Source organism: Amycolatopsis sp. NPDC004169, assembly GCF_040610315.1.
GTDB lineage: Bacteria > Actinomycetota > Actinomycetes > Mycobacteriales > Pseudonocardiaceae > Amycolatopsis.
This window is the reverse complement of record NZ_JBEXMD010000039.1, coordinates 16,242-31,658: the sequence shown is the minus strand read 5'-3', so window position 1 is coordinate 31,658 and position 15,417 is coordinate 16,242. Positions and strand designations below refer to the sequence as shown.

Annotated in this window: 20 protein-coding genes; 6 read left to right on the top strand and 14 right to left on the bottom strand. The window is 73.8% G+C overall.

Annotated elements, in window-relative coordinates:
• Entirely contained in the window at nucleotides 1–1,554 is a 1,554-nt protein-coding gene (locus ABZX11_RS37290) for a helix-turn-helix domain-containing protein (RefSeq protein ID WP_354922371.1), read from the bottom strand.
• A 118-nt stretch (nucleotides 1,555–1,672) separates the two neighbouring features.
• On the opposite strand from ABZX11_RS37290, the gene pruA reads away from it, so the two are divergent.
• Entirely contained in the window at nucleotides 1,673–3,301 is a 1,629-nt protein-coding gene (pruA, locus tag ABZX11_RS37285) for an L-glutamate gamma-semialdehyde dehydrogenase (protein ID WP_354922368.1), read from the top strand.
• 13 nt (nucleotides 3,302–3,314) lie between these two features.
• Nucleotides 3,315–4,244 (top strand): proline dehydrogenase family protein, encoded by a 930-nt coding sequence (locus ABZX11_RS37280; RefSeq protein ID WP_354922365.1) that lies wholly within the window; start codon nucleotides 3,315–3,317, stop codon nucleotides 4,242–4,244.
• Nucleotides 4,245–4,317: 73 nt separating this feature from the next.
• Here the strand turns inward: ABZX11_RS37280 and trxA are convergent, their stop codons facing one another.
• Entirely contained in the window at nucleotides 4,318–4,689 is a 372-nt protein-coding gene (gene trxA / locus ABZX11_RS37275) for a thioredoxin (protein WP_176176156.1), read from the bottom strand.
• Nucleotides 4,690–4,774: 85 nt separating this feature from the next.
• Between trxA and ABZX11_RS37270 the strand changes: the two genes are divergently transcribed.
• From ABZX11_RS37270 to ABZX11_RS37260, 3 genes are all read left to right on the top strand, one after another.
• Nucleotides 4,775–5,017: a DUF2630 family protein gene (locus ABZX11_RS37270; RefSeq protein WP_176176157.1), complete on the top strand. Its 243-nt coding sequence runs from the start codon at nucleotides 4,775–4,777 to the stop codon at nucleotides 5,015–5,017.
• Between the two features lie 137 nt (nucleotides 5,018–5,154).
• Nucleotides 5,155–5,565: a YciI family protein gene (locus tag ABZX11_RS37265; protein ID WP_176176158.1), complete on the top strand. Its 411-nt coding sequence runs from the start codon at nucleotides 5,155–5,157 to the stop codon at nucleotides 5,563–5,565.
• A 78-nt stretch (nucleotides 5,566–5,643) separates the two neighbouring features.
• Nucleotides 5,644–6,783, top strand: coding sequence for a DUF6596 domain-containing protein (locus tag ABZX11_RS37260; protein WP_354922360.1), 1,140 nt, complete (start codon nucleotides 5,644–5,646; stop codon nucleotides 6,781–6,783).
• 126 nt (nucleotides 6,784–6,909) lie between these two features.
• Here ABZX11_RS37260 and ABZX11_RS37255 read toward each other — a convergent pair whose 3' ends face one another.
• From ABZX11_RS37255 to ABZX11_RS37205, 11 genes are all read right to left on the bottom strand, one after another.
• Nucleotides 6,910–8,457, bottom strand: coding sequence for an alpha/beta hydrolase (locus ABZX11_RS37255; protein ID WP_354922357.1), 1,548 nt, complete (start codon nucleotides 8,455–8,457; stop codon nucleotides 6,910–6,912).
• 72 nt (nucleotides 8,458–8,529) lie between these two features.
• The gene (locus ABZX11_RS37250) at nucleotides 8,530–9,609 is read right to left on the bottom strand and encodes an ATP-dependent DNA ligase (protein WP_176176161.1); all 1,080 of its coding nucleotides are present in this window, start codon (nucleotides 9,607–9,609) and stop codon (nucleotides 8,530–8,532) included.
• Between the two features lie 26 nt (nucleotides 9,610–9,635).
• A complete protein-coding gene (locus ABZX11_RS37245; RefSeq protein ID WP_354922353.1) occupies nucleotides 9,636–10,235 on the bottom strand; it encodes an alkaline shock response membrane anchor protein AmaP in 600 nt (199 codons plus the stop codon).
• Nucleotides 10,232–10,768, bottom strand: coding sequence for a DUF6286 domain-containing protein (locus tag ABZX11_RS37240; protein ID WP_354922350.1), 537 nt, complete (start codon nucleotides 10,766–10,768; stop codon nucleotides 10,232–10,234). Before ABZX11_RS37240 ends, ABZX11_RS37245 begins: the two co-directional genes overlap by 4 nt.
• A gap of 2 nt (nucleotides 10,769–10,770) precedes the next feature.
• Complete coding sequence (locus tag ABZX11_RS37235) at nucleotides 10,771–11,121, bottom strand: Asp23/Gls24 family envelope stress response protein (RefSeq protein ID WP_176176164.1); 351 nt, start codon at nucleotides 11,119–11,121, stop codon at nucleotides 10,771–10,773.
• Nucleotides 11,118–11,294 (bottom strand): hypothetical protein, encoded by a 177-nt coding sequence (locus ABZX11_RS37230; protein WP_013224542.1) that lies wholly within the window; start codon nucleotides 11,292–11,294, stop codon nucleotides 11,118–11,120. The genes ABZX11_RS37235 and ABZX11_RS37230 overlap by 4 nt, the downstream gene beginning before the upstream one ends.
• Nucleotides 11,295–11,323: 29 nt before the next feature.
• On the bottom strand, nucleotides 11,324–11,557 hold the full coding sequence (locus ABZX11_RS37225; protein WP_176176165.1) for a hypothetical protein: 234 nt from the start codon (nucleotides 11,555–11,557) through the stop codon (nucleotides 11,324–11,326).
• Nucleotides 11,554–11,991, bottom strand: coding sequence for an Asp23/Gls24 family envelope stress response protein (locus ABZX11_RS37220; RefSeq protein ID WP_176176166.1), 438 nt, complete (start codon nucleotides 11,989–11,991; stop codon nucleotides 11,554–11,556). Before ABZX11_RS37220 ends, ABZX11_RS37225 begins: the two co-directional genes overlap by 4 nt.
• A gap of 81 nt (nucleotides 11,992–12,072) precedes the next feature.
• On the bottom strand, nucleotides 12,073–12,486 hold the full coding sequence (locus ABZX11_RS37215; protein ID WP_176176167.1) for a hypothetical protein: 414 nt from the start codon (nucleotides 12,484–12,486) through the stop codon (nucleotides 12,073–12,075).
• The gene (locus ABZX11_RS37210) at nucleotides 12,486–13,040 is read right to left on the bottom strand and encodes a sigma-70 family RNA polymerase sigma factor (protein WP_176176168.1); all 555 of its coding nucleotides are present in this window, start codon (nucleotides 13,038–13,040) and stop codon (nucleotides 12,486–12,488) included. The genes ABZX11_RS37215 and ABZX11_RS37210 overlap by 1 nt, the downstream gene beginning before the upstream one ends.
• A complete protein-coding gene (locus ABZX11_RS37205) occupies nucleotides 13,037–13,777 on the bottom strand; it encodes a pyrimidine reductase family protein (RefSeq protein WP_354922343.1) in 741 nt (246 codons plus the stop codon). The genes ABZX11_RS37210 and ABZX11_RS37205 overlap by 4 nt, the downstream gene beginning before the upstream one ends.
• Nucleotides 13,778–13,866: 89 nt before the next feature.
• On the opposite strand from ABZX11_RS37205, the gene zapE reads away from it, so the two are divergent.
• A complete protein-coding gene (zapE, locus tag ABZX11_RS37200) occupies nucleotides 13,867–14,886 on the top strand; it encodes a cell division protein ZapE (protein WP_354922340.1) in 1,020 nt (339 codons plus the stop codon).
• On the opposite strand, the gene ABZX11_RS37195 is transcribed toward zapE, so the two are convergent.
• Nucleotides 14,840–15,397, bottom strand: a complete 558-nt coding sequence (locus ABZX11_RS37195; protein ID WP_354922337.1) for a phosphatase PAP2 family protein — start codon at nucleotides 15,395–15,397, stop codon at nucleotides 14,840–14,842. The two genes, zapE and ABZX11_RS37195, sit on opposite strands and share 47 nt — an antisense overlap.
• Nucleotides 15,398–15,417 lie beyond the last annotated feature (20 nt).

Sequence of the window (15,417 nt, the reverse complement as noted above, 5' to 3'; positions counted from 1 at the left end):
TCACAGCCGCAACTGCAGCTCGGTCAAGAGCCGTTGGGCCGGGTCGTCGAAGTCCACTCCGGACACTTCGGCCGCGCGCCGGACGCGGTACCGGACGGTGTTCGGGTGGATGTTGAGCACCCGGGCCGCCGCGCGGACGTCGCCGAACGCGTTCAGCCAGGCCAGCACGGCCGGCACCAGGATCCCGCCGTGCTCCGCGTCGTGCTCCACCAGTGCCGTCAGCCGCGGGTCGCGGATGCGCGGCTGCGCGCCCAGGTAGGCCAGCACCTCCGACAGCAGCACCTCGGCGCGGACGTCGGCCAGCGAAGCGACGTCCGCGGCCCAGTTCCCGCGGGTCATCGCGGCCAGGACGCGGTCGGCGTCGCCGCGGGACGCCGCCGCCTCCGACAACCGGGGGACGACGCCACCGAGCGCCGCGCGGACCGGGACGTCCAGGTGACGGCGGGCCGTCGCGGTGATCTCGCGGGCCAGCGCCAGCACCGCCGCGTCCGAGTGCTCGGGCAGGTCCGGCAGCAGCGCGTAGACGCGGCCGCCGATCACGCTCACCAGCGCGCTGCGCCGGTAGGCCGCCGTGTGCACGGCGATCAGGTGGACCAGCTCGGCCCGCCGCAGCTGCCGGTTGTCGGACCGTTCCAGCGAAAACGCCAGCACCTGGGCGGGCCGCGCCGGGTCCGCCCCGATGTCGTCGGCGACGGACTCCGCGTCCAGCCGGCCTTCCAGCAGACTGGCCAGGAGGTCTTCGCGCAGCCGCAGCTCCGGGCTGGGCAGCGTGCGGGCCCGGATCAGCTGCGGGGCCAGCGTGCGGCTCGCCCCGAGCAGCGCCGTCTCGGCTCGTTCGGTGAGCGGCTGCGCGCCTTCCTGGACCCAGATGGTGCCGAGCGGCTGCTTGCCCGCGTGGATGCCCGCCGCGATCCGCCGCCGGATGCCGAGCTCGGGGCGCTCGTCGATCCGGACGATCCCTTCCCCGGCGCGAAGCCGCTGGTAGACGCCCCATTCGCGGAGCATCGCGAGGTAACGCTCCGGGCCCTCGCGGCCGAGGATGGACAGCCGCCGCAGCTCGTCGACCTCGTCGCCCGCCCGGGAGTACGCGAGCACGCGGTTCGCCGTGTCCTCGATGCTGACCAGGCCACCGGTGAGCGTCGCGATCGTCTGGGCCAGCGCGAACAGGTCGCCGAGCACCTCGCCGCTGGCCGCCTCGCCGCCCGCGCGGGCGGCTTCGACGACCCCGCGCGCCAGCGACTCCACCTGCTCCCAGCGCGCCTCCGCGCCGACCGTGAGCAGTGCGACGCCCGCGTCGGCGGCGACGTCGGCACCCGTGGCGCCCTTGACCGCCACCGCGGCCGCGCCGCCGCGCCCGGCCGCGCGGATGGCCGGGGCGGCCGCCCGGCCGCGGGCGCCGATCACCAGCACCAGGTCGCCTGCCGAGGCTTCCAGCGGGTCCTCGGGGTCGAGGATCACGACGTCGGAGACCGGAACGCCCAGGCCGTGCGGGGCCACGACGACCTCGACGAGCGGCTCGCCCAGCGTCGCCAGGACGTGGCGCAGCGACGTCACGGCAGGGTTATCCGATCAGCCAAGCTCACCCGGGCGATTTTAGCCGATCGGACAAGCCGCCGGAGCGTGTCCGGAGTTACCGTTCGGGGCATCTGAACGACGAAGCAGAGGAGCCGCCGTGGACGCCGTGACCCAGACCCCCGCCCCGAAGAACGAGCCGGTGCTGACCTACGCGCCGGGCAGCGCTGAGCGCGCGGAACTCGAGGGTGCGCTCAAGCGGCTGGGCCAGGCGGAACCGGTCGACCTGACCGTCACCATCGGCGGCGAGCAGCGTCCCGGTGGCGGCGAGAAGATCGACGTCGTCCAGCCGCACAACCACGCGCACGTGCTGGGCACCATCCACAGCGCGACGCAGCAGGACGCGACCGACGCCATCGCGGCCGCCGCGAAGGCCGCGCCGGAGTGGCGTGCGCTGTCCTACGACGACCGCGCCGCGATCCTGCTGCGCGCCGCCGACCTGCTCACCGGCAAGTGGCGCGCCACGCTGAACGCGGCCACCATGCTCGGCCAGTCCAAGACCGCGACGCAGGCCGAGATCGACTCCGCCTGCGAGCTGGCCGACTTCTGGCGCTTCAACGTCGAGTTCGGCCGCCGCATCCTCGCCGAGCAGCCGATCAGCTCGCCGGGCGTGTGGAACCGGATGGAGCACCGGCCGCTCGAAGGCTTCGTCTACGCGATCACGCCGTTCAACTTCACCGCGATCGCCGGCAACCTGCCCACCGCGCCCGCGCTGATGGGCAACACCGTGCTGTGGAAGCCGTCGCCGACGCAGTCGTTCGCCGCGCACCTGACCATGCGGCTGCTCGAAGAGGCCGGGATGCCGCCGGGCGTGATCAACCTGCTGCCGGGCGACGGCAAGGCCGTCTCCGAGGTCGCGCTGACCCACCGCGACCTGGCCGGCATCCACTTCACCGGCTCGACCGCGACCTTCCAGCACCTGTGGGGCACGGTCGGCGCGAACATCGCCGGCTACCGCGGCTACCCGCGGCTGGTCGGCGAGACCGGCGGCAAGGACTTCGTGCTCGCGCACCCCTCCGCCGACGTCGACGTGCTGCGCACCGCGCTGGTCCGCGGCGCCTTCGAGTACCAGGGCCAGAAGTGCTCCGCCGCTTCGCGCGCGTACATCCCGCGCAGCGTCTGGAACGAGCTCAAGGACGGCCTGGTGGCCGAGACCGAGGCGCTGTCCTACGGCGACGTCACGGACCTCTCGCACTTCGGCGGCGCGGTCATCGACCGGCGGGCGTTCACCAAGCACGCCGACCTGTTCGACCGCGTGAAGAACGACGCGTCCGTCGAGGTCCTCACCGGCGGCACCGCCGACGACAGCGTCGGTTACTTCGTGAAGCCGACGATCCTCGTCTCGGACGACCCGAAGCACGAGATCTTCTCGACCGAGTACTTCGGCCCGATCCTGTCGGTGTTCGTCTACGAGGACGGTGGCTTCGACGACGTCCTGAAGCTGATCGACACCTCCGCCGCGTACGCGCTGACCGGCGCGGTCATCGCCAACGACCGCACGGCCGTGGCGAAGGCGTCCGAGGCGCTGAAGTTCGCCGCGGGCAACTTCTACGTCAACGACAAGCCGACCGGCGCGGTCGTCGGCCAGCAGCCGTTCGGCGGGGCGCGGGCCTCGGGCACCAACGACAAGGCCGGCTCGGTGTTCAACCTGCTCCGCTGGACGAGCCCGCGCTCGGTCAAGGAGACGTTCGTGCCGCCGACCAGCGTGCGTTACCCGCACCAGGGCTGAGAGGGAGACCGTCATGCTGCGTGCCCCGCTGCTCGCCGCCGCCCGTTCGCAGGGCATCCGGCGGCTCGTCGAGGCCGTGCCCGCCACGCGATCCGTGGTGCGCCGGTTCGTCGCCGGGTCCGAGACCGCCGACGCCGTCCGCGTGGCCAGGGAACTGGCCGCCGACGGGCGCCGGATCACCCTCGACCACCTCGGCGAGGACACCACCGACGCCGCGCAGGCGGCCGCGACCGTGGCGGCCTACGAAGCCGTGCTGTCGGCGCTGGCGGCCGAGGGGCTGGCCGAAGGGGCCGACGTCTCGGTGAAGCTGTCGGCGGTGGGGCAGTTCCTGCCGTCGAACGGCGAGGACGTCGCCCTGGAGAACGCGCGCAAGATCTGCGCGGCGGCCGAGGCGGTCGGCGCGACGGTCACGCTCGACATGGAGGACCACACCACCACGGACTCGACGCTCGGCATCCTGCGCGAGCTGCGCGGCGAGTACCCGTGGGTGGGCGCGGTGCTGCAGGCCTACCTGCGGCGCACCGAGCAGGACTGCCGGGAGCTGTCCGGGCCCGGCTCGCGGGTGCGGCTGTGCAAAGGTGCCTACGCCGAGCCGGAATCGGTGGCGTTCCCGGAGAAGTCCGAAGTGGACAAGTCCTACGTCCGCTGCCTGCGCGTCCTGATGGCGGGCCGGGGCTACCCGATGGTGGCCTCGCACGACCCGCGGATGATCGAGATCGCCGCCGCGCTGGCCGAGCAGAACGGCCGGACCGACGACGACCACGAGTTCCAGATGCTCTATGGCATCCGGCCGGAGGAGCAGGCGCGGATCGCCGCCTCGGGGGCGCGGATGCGCGTCTACGTGCCCTACGGCGACGAGTGGTACGGCTACTTCATGCGGCGGCTGGCCGAGCGGCCTGCCAACCTGGCGTTCTTCCTGCGCGGGCTCGCCACCCGGTCCTGAACACGGCTGTCTCGAACACGGCGAAGGCCGCCCCTGTGGTTTCCCGGGGGCGGCCTTCGCCGTGTGGTGGTGGTCAGGCCTGTTCGGCCTCGGCTTCGGCGGCCTTGCGCTTGACCTCGTCCATGTCGACCTCGCGGGCCTGCTTGATCAGGTCCTCGAGGGCGGCTTCGGGCAGCGCGCCGGGCTGGGCGTAGATCAGCGTCTTGTCCCGGATGATGGCCAGCGTCGGGATCGAACGGACGTCGAAAGCCGCGGCGAGCTGCTGCTGCGCTTCCGTGTCGACGCTCGCGAAGACGATGTCCTCGTGCTTCTCGGAGGCCTTTTCGTAGACCGGCGCGAACTGGCGGCACGGCCCGCACCAGCTCGCCCAGAAGTCGATCAGGACGAACTCGTTGTCGGTTACCGTCTGGTCGAAGTTCTCGGCGGTCAGCTCAACGGTGCTCATGCCCTGGTCAACGATCCGCGCCCGGCGGGAATTCCCGGGTCCGGGGTAGCGTCTGGACGAGCGCACCCGCGAAGAGGAGGAACAGATGGCCGACGGTGAGATCCTGGGCCGGATCGACGAGCTGATCGCGGAGGAGCACGAGCTCCGCTCGCGGTCGGTCGGCGTGGGCCTCGACGGTGACGACCGCACCCGGCTCACCGCGGTCGAGCAGCAGCTCGACCAGTGCTGGGACCTGCTGCGCCAGCGGCGCGCGAAGGCGGAGTTCCACGAGAACCCGGACGAAGCCGAGGCCCGTCCGGTGTCCGAGGTGGAGTCCTACCGCCAGTAACCGGGCTTTCGCGGCCGTCCCGCCGATCAGGGCGGCCGCGAAAAACCTCTTCCGGTGATGTCGAAACGCCGGAACCGGCTCCGTCCCCGGGGTGAGAGCGGCCAGAATGGGCCGTCCGACCCCGAGGGAGCACCACGATGGCCAAGTACCTGCTGCTGAAGCACTACCGCGGCGCGCCGGCCCCGGCCAACTGCGACACGACGATCGACCAGTGGACGCCGGAGGAGATCGCCGCGCACGTCGAGTACATGCGGGACTTCGGGGACAAGCTCGTGGCCACCGGCGAGTTCGTCGAGCACCAGGCACTCGCCCCGGAGGGCACCTTCGTGCGCTACGACGGCGAGGGACGGCCGCCGGTGACCGACGGCCCGTTCCCCGAGACCAAGGACCTCATCGCCGGCTGGACGGTGATCGACGTCGACAGCTACGAGCGGGCCCTCGAGCTGGCCGCCGAGCTGTCGGCGGCGCCCGGCCCGAACGGGGAGCCGATCCACGAGTGGCTCGAGCTGCGCCCGTTCCTGGCCGCGCCGCCCACCATCACGGAATGACGGTGGGCACCATGGTTCCGCCACGGCTCTTCGTCCGCGGGATCGTCGTCGCGCCGGCCGAGCGGATCGGCTGAGCTCGTGGACGAATCCCTGCTCCGCAGCCTCACGCCGGGCGTCCTGGCCGTCCTCGTCCGCCGCGGCGCCGAGTTCGCGGCGGCCGAGGACGCCGTCCAGGAGGCGCTCGTCGAAGCACTGCGCGTCTGGCCGTCCGACGCGCCGCGGGACCCGAAGGGCTGGCTCGTCACCGTGGCGTGGCGGAAGTTCCTCGACGCGACCCGGGCGGATGCCGCCCGGCGGAGGCGCGAGGACGTCGTGGACGCCGAGGTGCCGCCCGGGCAGGCGACGGCCGTGGACGACACGCTGCAGCTGTACTTCCTGTGCGCGCACCCGTCGCTGACGCCGTCGTCGGCGGTCGCGCTCACGTTGCGGGCCGTCGGCGGGCTGACCACCCGGCAGATCGCGCAGGCGTACCTGGTGCCCGAAGCGACCATGGCGCAGCGCATCAGCCGGGCCAAGCGGACCGTGTCCGGCGTGCGGTTCGACCGGCCCGGCGACGTCGCGACCGTGCTGCGCGTCCTCTACCTGGTCTTCAACGAGGGCTATTCCGGGGACGTCGACCTCGCTGCCGAGGCGATCCGGCTGACCCGGCAGCTCGCGGCGTCGATCGACCACCCGGAGGTGGCCGGGCTGCTCGCCCTGATGCTGCTGCACCACGCCCGGCGGCCTTCCCGCACGACGGACGGCGGCCGCCTGGTCCCGCTGGCCGAGCAGGACCGGTCCCGGTGGGACACCGCGCTGATCACCGAAGGGGTCGCCGTCCTGCAGCGGGCGTTGTCCCGTGACCGGCTGGGCGAGTTCCAGGCCCAGGCGGCCATCGCGGCCCTACACGCCGACGCGCCGGACGCCGCGGAGACCGACTGGGTGCAGATCGTCGAGTGGTACGACGAGCTCGTCCGCCTGACCGGCAGCCCGGTCGTGCGGCTCAACCGCGCGGTCGCCGTCGGCGAAGCGGACGGCCCGCGCGCCGGGCTGGCCGCACTGGCCGAGGTGGACTCCGCGGTCCCGCGTCACACCGCGGTGTCGGCCTACCTCCACGAGCGCGACGGCGACCTGGAGACGGCGGCGAAGCTGTACGCCGACGCCGCGGCCAAGGCGTCCAGCCTCGCCGAAGCCGACCACCTCACCCGCCAGGCCGCCCGCCTCAACACCCGCAGGTGAGCGAAGGGTCGACACGCGTGATTCCGGAGTCGACACGCGTGATTGGAGGGTCGACACAGCGTCGGCGCCGTGTCGACCCTCCAATCACGTGAGATGACCCTTCAATCACGCGTGCTGACCTTTCGATCACGCGGGGCAGAGGGTGCCGTCGGCGGGGATCTTGCCGTCGACGAGGAAGGCGCGGGCCGCGTCCGTGACGCAGGGGGAGACGCCGAGGGCGCCGTGGCCTGCTCCCTGCCAGGTGATCGTCACCGCGGAGGGCATCTGGTCGGCCGCGCGGGTGCTGCCCACCTGGGGCGTGACCGGGTCGGTCGCGGTGGCCGCGACCAGGATCGGCGGGACGCCCTGCGTGCCGGGGGCCGGCAGCGGCTCGGTGCGCACCGGCCACGGGCCGCACCAGGCCAGCTGCTGGGCGACGACCGCGCCGAACTGCGGGTACTTGCCGCGCATCCCGGCCACCACCTGGTCGAGCTGGTCGGCCGAGAGCCGGGTCTGGCTGTCGTTGCAACGGGTCGCGATCGTCGCGTCGATGCGCGACGGCTGGGCCCGCGAGTCGTGCAGCACCGGCGCCGCGAACGCGGCCAGCGGGCCGGTGTTCCCCGAGCCCGCCGCGGCGATCGCGTCCGCCAGCTCCGGCCACCGCGCCCGCTGCGAGAGGCCCGCGTAGACGGCGAACATCGCGATGCCGGGGCCGAGACTGACGTTGTCGCCGATCGTCGCCGGGCTGCGCCGCAGCTGGTCGGCCAGCGCCGTCAGCGCCGCCGTGGGGTCGCCGAGGGCGCAGTGCCGCGACGCGCAGTCCGCCGTGAACGCCTCCCAGGTGGACTGGGCGCCGGCGGCGACCGCGTCGAGGACGGCGGCCGTGTCGGCACCCGGGTCGGGCACGCCGTCGAGGACCACGCGCCCCACCTGGCCGGGGAACCGCACCGCGTACTCGGCCAGCACCTTCGAGCCGTCGCCGTGGCCGAGCGCGCTCAGCCGTTCCATGCCCAGCTGCTTGCGCAGCTCGTCGAGGTCGCCCGCGGCGCGCCAGCTGTCCAGTGCCGTCTGCGAGTCGTCCAGCTCGATCGCGCACTGCTGGCCGGCCTTGCGCGCGGCGTCCAGCACGTCGCCGAGGCCGCCCTGCGCGGGGTCGGCGGCGATGAGGTCGGGCCGGATGTCGGCCGGGATGCACTGGGCGGCGCCGGAGAGCCCGGTGCCGCGGCGGTCCAGGCCGATCAGCGAGAACTTCTCCAGGAACGCCGGCGGCAGCGTGGCGGCCAGCCGCGCGGCGTACACGGTGCCCGGGTCGCCGTCGACGTCGTTGACCACGACCAGCGGCACCGGCCCGCTGCCTGCCTTCAGCGCCAGCAGCCGCACCACCGACCGCCGCGGCTCGCCGGGCGAGTCGAGCGGCGCGGTGACGCGGGCGCAGGTGAAGTGCAGGGTGTCCGGGACGCCGGGGGTGCCGATGCGCTGGCGGGTGTCGTCGTCGCAGTCGGCCCACTTCAGCGTCGGCGACTGCGGTTCGCCCAGCGGCGGCAGCGGGACGCCGGGCGTGCGGGCGGGCGTGCCGCCGGTCGTCTTCCCGTCGTTCTCGACCAGCGCCGGGCGCACCGACGGCCCGGCGGCGCAGCCCGCGGCCGCGGTCAGGACGAGCAGCGCGGCCAGGAGACGGGTACGGCGGCGGCGCACGGGCGGGATCCTCACGTCGGACGTCGATCAAGGGGGCAGGCCGAGCTTCGCACGGCCGGTGTGGGACGCGGGTTAGCGGGTCCGCACCACCTGGCCGCGGAAGACGGCGTCGAGGTCGTAGCGGGCGGGTTCGTCGAGCTGGCCGTAGTCGCACGACGCGGGTTCGCGGTCGGGCCGCCACCGCACGAACCGCGCGTTGTGCCGGAACCGCGACGGCATGCCGCCTTCGGTGTTCTCGTAGGCCACCTCGACGACCCGCTCGGGCCGCAGCGGCACCCACTCGTGTTCGGTGGCGCGCCAGCGGGTGATGCCGCCGGGGATGCGCTGGGCCTCGCCGGTGGCCCGGCCGCCCCACGGGTGGTCCTCGCCGTCGGTGATCAGCGGAGCGAGCTCTTCGGCCAGCTCGCGGCGGCGTTCTTTGGGGAACGACCCGACGGTGCCGACGTGGTGCAGCACGCCCTTTTCGTCGTGCAGGCCGAGCAGGAAGGAGCCGACCAGGTCGCCGGGTCCGCCGTCGACGTGCCAGCGCAGCCCGGCGAGCACGCAGTCCGCGGTGCGCACGTGCTTGTACTTGAGCATGGCGCGCTTGCCGGGCGTGTACGGCTCGTCGAGCGGCTTGCCGATGACGCCGTCGAGGCCCGCGCCTTCGAACAGCTCGAACCAGTGCCGCGCGGTCTCCGGGTCGGTGGTGGCCGGGGTGAGCGGGAACCGGTCGCCTGCCAGCTCGACGAGCCGTTCGCGGCGCACGGAAGTGGGCTCGTCCATCAGGACGTCGTCGTCGAGGGCGAGCACGTCGAAGGCGACGAACTCCGCGGGCTGCTCGCCGGCCAGCAGCGTGATCCGGCTCTCCGCGGGGTGGATCCGTTCGGTGAGGGCGTCGAAGTCGAGCCGCCCGCCCCGCGCGACGACGAGCTCGCCGTCGAGCACGACCCGCGGCGGCAGGATGTCCAGCAACCGCGCGACCGCCTCCGGGAAGTACCGGTTGAGCGGCTTCTCGGCGCGCGACTGCAGGTAGAGCTCGTCGCCGTCGCGGAAGACGATGCAGCGGAAGCCGTCCCACTTCGGTTCGAACAGCAGGTTCCCGGCGTCCGGGATGGCCTTCGCGGGCTTGGCGAGCATCGGCTTCAGCGGCGGCTGCAGCGGTAGGGGCATGCCCGCATTCTGCGGAAAACCGCGGCTCAGCGCACGCGTTCGGCCGGGCTCGTGTCGAGTTCCACGCGGACCGCGGTGGGCAGCGAATCCAGGCCGAGCGAGGCACGGGCCTGCTCGAGCACCCGGGCGTCCAGATCCGACCAGACCGCCTTGAGGTCCGTGCCCTCCCGCAGCCACAACGTGATGCGCAACGCCGGAGAAGTCCGCGAGCCCACCGCGCGGACCCTGGCGCGGCTCACCCCGTCGAGCCGCTCCGCGTCCGCCCGGACCGCGTCGGCGATCGCGGTCGCGGTGACCACCAGTTCCGCGCCCTCCGTGCGGTCGAGGTCCAGGTCAGGGCGCTGTTCCGGGCGCAGCGACCGCACGGCCCACCGCAGCCCGAGGACGAACAGCAGCACGCCGAGCACGATCGCGGCGATGCGGGCGGGTGTGGCGTGGCTGCCGAGCCAGCCGACCGCGATCGGGTCCAGCAGCGGGCGGCGGCCGCGGAACTCGCCGAGCCCGCCGAAGCCGACCACCAGGGCCAGCGCTCCTCCGGTCAGCGCCAGCAGCCCGACCAGGAAGGTCAGCGCGCGTTCGCCGGTGTACGACCGGGACAGTGCCTTCGCGGCGATCGACTTGCTCATCGGCGGTCCTTCGGCGAATCGACGACGACCGTCACCTTCGGCCGCCGTACCAGCGGAAGCTCGTCCAGCAGCGCCGACACCGCGGCGAGCAGGCGCGGCCGCAGCTCGCCTTCGGTCTCGAGGCTGCTCTTCGCGCGGACGCGGACGCGGCGGGCGCTCGCGGTGACCGACGCGCCCGCGACGTTGTCTTGCGCGCGCACCGTCAGCCCGACCAGCCGGGCCAGCGACCGGGGTGACGTCGAAACGCTCACGTCGTCGGCCGGGTCGGTCAGCCGCACCGCGCGGCTGCCGGCGGCGAGCGCGCACACCACCAGGACCAGGCCCACGGCGGCCACGACACCGGCCCCGACGCGCACCGCGTAGGCGTCCCAGCCCAGCGCCGCCAGCTCGGCCTGCCACCGCGGCCACGGCACCACCAGCGGCGCCGCCGAAGGACGCCACCAGTGCCAGCCGACCTCCAGGGCCAGCAGCGCGCCGGCCGCGGCGAAGGCCAGGCCCAGCAGGGTGGCGAGGATGCGGACGAACGGGCGCACGGCTACCGCACCCTCGGCGCGGCGTCCGGCAGCAGCGCCGACACCGTCACGGCCAGGGTCCGCACGCGGTAGCCGGTGAGCAGTTCGACCTCTTCGGTCACCTTCGCGCGCACGTCGCCGACGACCGCGCGGACCGCCGCCGGGTAGCGCAGGGCCAGGTCGAGCGCGAGGTCGACGTCGTTGTCGTGGCCGCCGACCTTGGCCTTCGGGCCCTTCTTGCCGTCCCGCGCGGTACCGGGCACCTGGCCGGCCGCGTGCTGGGCGACCTTGCGGACCACCGCGTGCCCGATGGTGAGGGTGCCGCGCTCGGCCGGTTCGGCCAGTTCCCGCGGCACGTCGAGGGCGGGGCTCACTTGTCGCGGCCCTTGCCGAACAGCTCGCCGAGGTCGAGTTCGCCGTCGAGGACCCGGCCGGCGACGAGGCCGATGATGCCGACGGCCAGTGTCACCAGGAACGCGGTGAACCCCTGGGTGGCGGCGAGGCCGAGGATCAGCCCGGCCAGTAGCCCGGTCTGCGTTGCGTTCACATGTCCTCCTTGGACTGGGACGGAAAAGCTCAGCGCACCCGGGGCGGGCGGCGGCGGAAGCGGGCGAGCACCGCGGCGAGGCCGCGGCGGCGGCGCACGAAGGTCACCGGGGCGTCGAAGCGGGCGTCCGGCGCGGGCTCGCGGAAGCGCGCGAGCCCGGCCGCGAACTCGGCCGGGTCGCCGCCGACGTCCGGGTGGTGCGCGCGCACGAACGCCCGGAAGGCCGCGCGGCCCTCCGGGTCCCGTGGTTCGCGGGCGGTCACTCCACCCGCGTCGATTCGGGCTCTTCCTCGCCCGGCAGGAAGATGTCGTTGACCGAGATGTTCACCTCGATCACCTCGAGGCCGGTGATCTGCTCGACGGCGGTGATCACGTTGCGCCGCACCGTGCGGGCGACGTCGGTGATGCGGGCGCCGTACTCGACGACGAGGTCGAGGTCGATCGCCGTCTGCTTCTCGCCGACCTCCACCGACACCCCGGTCGTGGTGACCGTGCCGGAGCCGGGGATGCGCTCGCGCAGCGCGCCGATCGCGCGGGACACCCCGCCGCCGCCCAGCGTGTGCACGCCGGCGACTTCGCGGGCGGCCAGGCCGGCCACCTTCTGCACGACCAGTGACGAGATCGTGGTGCGGCCGGCGGCGCCTTCTTCGTTGAGCGGGGTGACCGTACCGGGGCTTTCGGTCCGTTCCGGGTGCATGCGCGCAGGCTCCTCTCGGCGGGTTCTCGCCCTTACGATGCCCGGAGCCGCGGAACCCTCACGCAAGGTCCCCCGAACGGGTTAATCCCGGCCCGGGTGGACGTCCACGACGTGCACGTTCACCACCGCCGCGACCCCCAGTTGCCGCGACAGCTCCGCGGTGATCCCCTGCCGGAGCGCCTCGGCGGCCGCGTCGGCCACCACGCCGAACCGGACCGACACCAGCACCTGCACGGCGTCGTCGTCGACCGCGACCGCCGAGATCCGCACGCCGGCCGGGGCCCGGTCGACGGCGATCGTGCGGGCCAGCCGGTCGACGACGCCTTCGGTGACGCTGAGCCTGCCCTCCGCGCCGGGCACCTCCACCGCCGTCCGGCGGCTGCGCGCGACCGTCCGCAGCACCCGCTCGACCAGGCCGGGCGGGGTCGGCACCCGGCGCCGGGCCGCCGCGCGCACGGCGTCCCAGCGGGGGTCGGACTCGGGATCCTCGGTCATCACCGCTCCCTCAACTCGGCGAGCAGGGCCACCCTGGCCCGGTGCAGCCGGGAGCGCAAGGCGCCGACGTTCACGTCGAGCACTTCGGCGACCTCTTCGTAGCTCAGCCCTTCCAGCTCGCGCAGCACCAGCGGCACCCGCTGGGACACCTCCAGCCTGCCGACCGCCCGCAGCACGGCGTCGACCTCCTCGGCCCGCACGACCCGGCCTTCGGGGCCCGGCACCGCCGCGGCGAGCAGCGCGTTGTCCACAGTGGACTTCGGGTCCGGGTCGTCGAGCGAGACCGTCGGACGGCGGCGGCGCAGCACGGCGAGCGCGCTGTTGGTGACGACGCGGTAGAGCCACGTCGACACCGCCGACTCCTGCCGGAACCCGGCGAGGGACCGCCAGGCGGCCAGCCACGCCTCCTGGACGACGTCCTCGGCTTCGGCCGCGCTGCCGGTGATCCGCAGCGCGACCCGGTACATCCGGGGTGTGTGCTCGCGCACCAGCGTGCCGAACGCGGTGTCGTCGCCGCCCGCGGCCCTGGCGAGCAGTTCGGTGTCGTCGCTCACCCGGCGTCCCGGCGGTAGCGCAGGAACGTGAAGCCGTCCTCGACCAGGATCGAGGCCAGGGCCAGCCGGCGCGGCGCGGCGGGCGCGGCGCCCGCGGCGATCCGGCCCGCGGTCCCGGCCACCAGCAGCGGCGCGACGGTCAGGCACAGCTGGTCGACGAGGTCTTCGGCGACGAGCCGGGCGAACAGGCCGGGGCCGCCTTCGCAGGTGACGCGGCGCAGGCCGCGCGCGGCGAGCAGGTCGAGGGCCCGGGCGAGGTCGACGTCGTCGGTACCCGCGCGCAGGACTTCGGCGCCGGCGGCTTCGAGCGCGCGCGTGTCGGCGGTGTCCGTGGTGACCACGATCGGGGGAACGACGGTTTCGGTGAACAGCCGGGAAGCGGGGTCGAGCTCGGCGGTGCGGGTCACCACGGCGATCGGCGGGACGGTCGTGAAGCCGAGCCGCCGCCGGCGCTCCAGGCGCTTCGGGCCCGCGACGACGCCGCGGTAGTTCTCGGCGCGGGCGGTCCCGGCGCCGACCAGGACGACGTCGGCGAGGTCGCGGCCGAGCAGGAAGACCCGCCGGTCGGCGGCGTGCGAGAGCCCGGCGGACGTCGTGTCGATCTCCACGGCGCCGTCGGCGGACGCGACGAAGTTCACCTGCACCCAGGGCCGGTCCAGGCCATCGGGGTAGGCGTAGATCTCCTCGAGGTCCGAACTGCTCAGTTCGCCCGTCCGTTCGGGCCACGCACGCTGCACCCGATCATCCCAGCACGGACGTGAATCGCGTCTCTACCGGGGGATATGCCCGCTCGTCGGTACCCGGGGCGTGGCTAGGCTCTGCGACCATGCCCGCGCACCTGACCGGCCGCCGTCCCGAGCTGTCCGCCGACGAGCTGATCGGCGCGCTGGTGCCGCCGCCGCGCTTCGACGCCGTCCGGTTCGACACCTACCTCCCGAACCCGGACGAGCCGAGCCAGGCCGCCGCGGTCGAGGCGTGCTCGGCGTTCGCGGGCAAGGTCGGCGCGCGCCGGGAGAAGAAGCGGTTCAAGCTCTTCGGCGGGTCTTCCGAGCCGGCCGGGCCGATGGGGCTCTACCTCGACGGCGGCTTCGGCGTCGGCAAGACCCACCTGCTCGCTTCGACGTGGCACGCGGCGCCGTCGCCCAAGGCGTACGGCACCTTCGTCGAGCTGACCCACCTGGTCGGCGCGCTGGGCTTCGCCGAGGCCGTCCGGCGGCTCTCGGAACACCGGATCCTGGCCATCGACGAGTTCGAGCTGGACGACCCGGGCGACACCACGCTGGTCACCCGGCTGCTGCAGGAGCTGATGGACGCCGGGGTGTTCGTCGCGGCGACGTCGAACACGCTGCCGGAGAAGCTCGGCGAGGGCCGGTTCGCCGCCGAGGACTTCCTGCGCGAGATCCAGACGCTGTCGGCCCGCTTCGGCGTGGTCCGCGTCGACGGCCCGGACTACCGCCACCGCGGCCTGCCGGACGCGCCGCCGCCGGTTTCGCCGGAGGAGCTGGAGTCCTCGGCCGCGGCCCACGAGGGGTCCACTGTGGACGACTTCGACGCGCTGTGCGCGCACCTGGCGGAGCTGCACCCGTCCCGCTACGGGCGGCTGCTGGACGGCGTCACCCGTGTGCACCTGCGCGGCATCCACCCGGCGCCGGACCAGAACGTGGCGCTGCGGCTGGTCGCCTTCGCCGACCGGCTCTACGACCGGGCCATCCCGCTGGTGGTCTCGGGCGAGCCGCTGCCGTCGCTGTTCACCGAGGAGATGGTGAACGGCGGCTACCGCAAGAAGTACCTGCGCGCGGTCAGCCGGTTGACGGCGCTGGCTCGCGATGCGGTGCCGGCCAGCTGACCAGCACGACCGCGACGGCGAACAGCGTCCCGCCGACGACGTCGGTCAGGTAGTGGTAGCCCATGCCGACCAGCCCGGCGGCCGCGGCGAGCACCGTCACCGCGGCCAGCACGCCGACGAAGACCCGGCGCGTGACGAGGACGAGCACGGTCAGCACCGCCACCAGGCTCACCGTGTGGCCGCTCGGGTAGACCAGGGTGTCGTTCTTCCACCGGTCGTAGAGCGGTTTGAGCACCCAGCTCGTCAGCAGGATCGCCAGCACGGGCACGGCGAGGGCGAGCGCGGCCTCCAGCCGCCGTCCGGCACGCAGGCAGAGGACGACCGCGAGCAGGCCCAGCGCGAGCACGACGTACGGCTCGGTCGGGAAGACGAGCGCCCGCAGCACGCCGGGGCCCAGGGGCGCGACGGCCGCGTCGGCGGCGCGGTCGACCGCGCCGGGCGTGGTCCCGCCGGCGAACGGCAGGCCCAGCAGCAGCGCGAGCAGGCCACAGACGGCGGCGGTCGTCCTCACCCGGCCGAGGGTAGCCGGGG

Excerpts from the sequence above, each read along its gene's own strand:
- ABZX11_RS37280 (WP_354922365.1), top strand. The coding sequence starts at position 3,315 with ATGCTGCGTGCCCCGCTGCTCGCCGCCGCCCGTTCGCAGGGCATCCGG.
- trxA (WP_176176156.1), bottom strand. The coding sequence starts at position 4,689 with ATGAGCACCGTTGAGCTGACCGCCGAGAACTTCGACCAGACGGTAACC.
- ABZX11_RS37270 (WP_176176157.1), top strand. The coding sequence starts at position 4,775 with ATGGCCGACGGTGAGATCCTGGGCCGGATCGACGAGCTGATCGCGGAG.
- ABZX11_RS37265 (WP_176176158.1), top strand. The coding sequence starts at position 5,155 with ATGGCCAAGTACCTGCTGCTGAAGCACTACCGCGGCGCGCCGGCCCCG.
- ABZX11_RS37250 (WP_176176161.1), bottom strand. The coding sequence starts at position 9,609 with ATGCCCCTACCGCTGCAGCCGCCGCTGAAGCCGATGCTCGCCAAGCCC.
- ABZX11_RS37245 (WP_354922353.1), bottom strand. The coding sequence starts at position 10,235 with ATGAGCAAGTCGATCGCCGCGAAGGCACTGTCCCGGTCGTACACCGGC.
- ABZX11_RS37220 (WP_176176166.1), bottom strand. The coding sequence starts at position 11,991 with ATGCACCCGGAACGGACCGAAAGCCCCGGTACGGTCACCCCGCTCAAC.
- ABZX11_RS37215 (WP_176176167.1), bottom strand. The coding sequence starts at position 12,486 with ATGACCGAGGATCCCGAGTCCGACCCCCGCTGGGACGCCGTGCGCGCG.
- zapE (WP_354922340.1), top strand. The coding sequence starts at position 13,867 with ATGCCCGCGCACCTGACCGGCCGCCGTCCCGAGCTGTCCGCCGACGAG.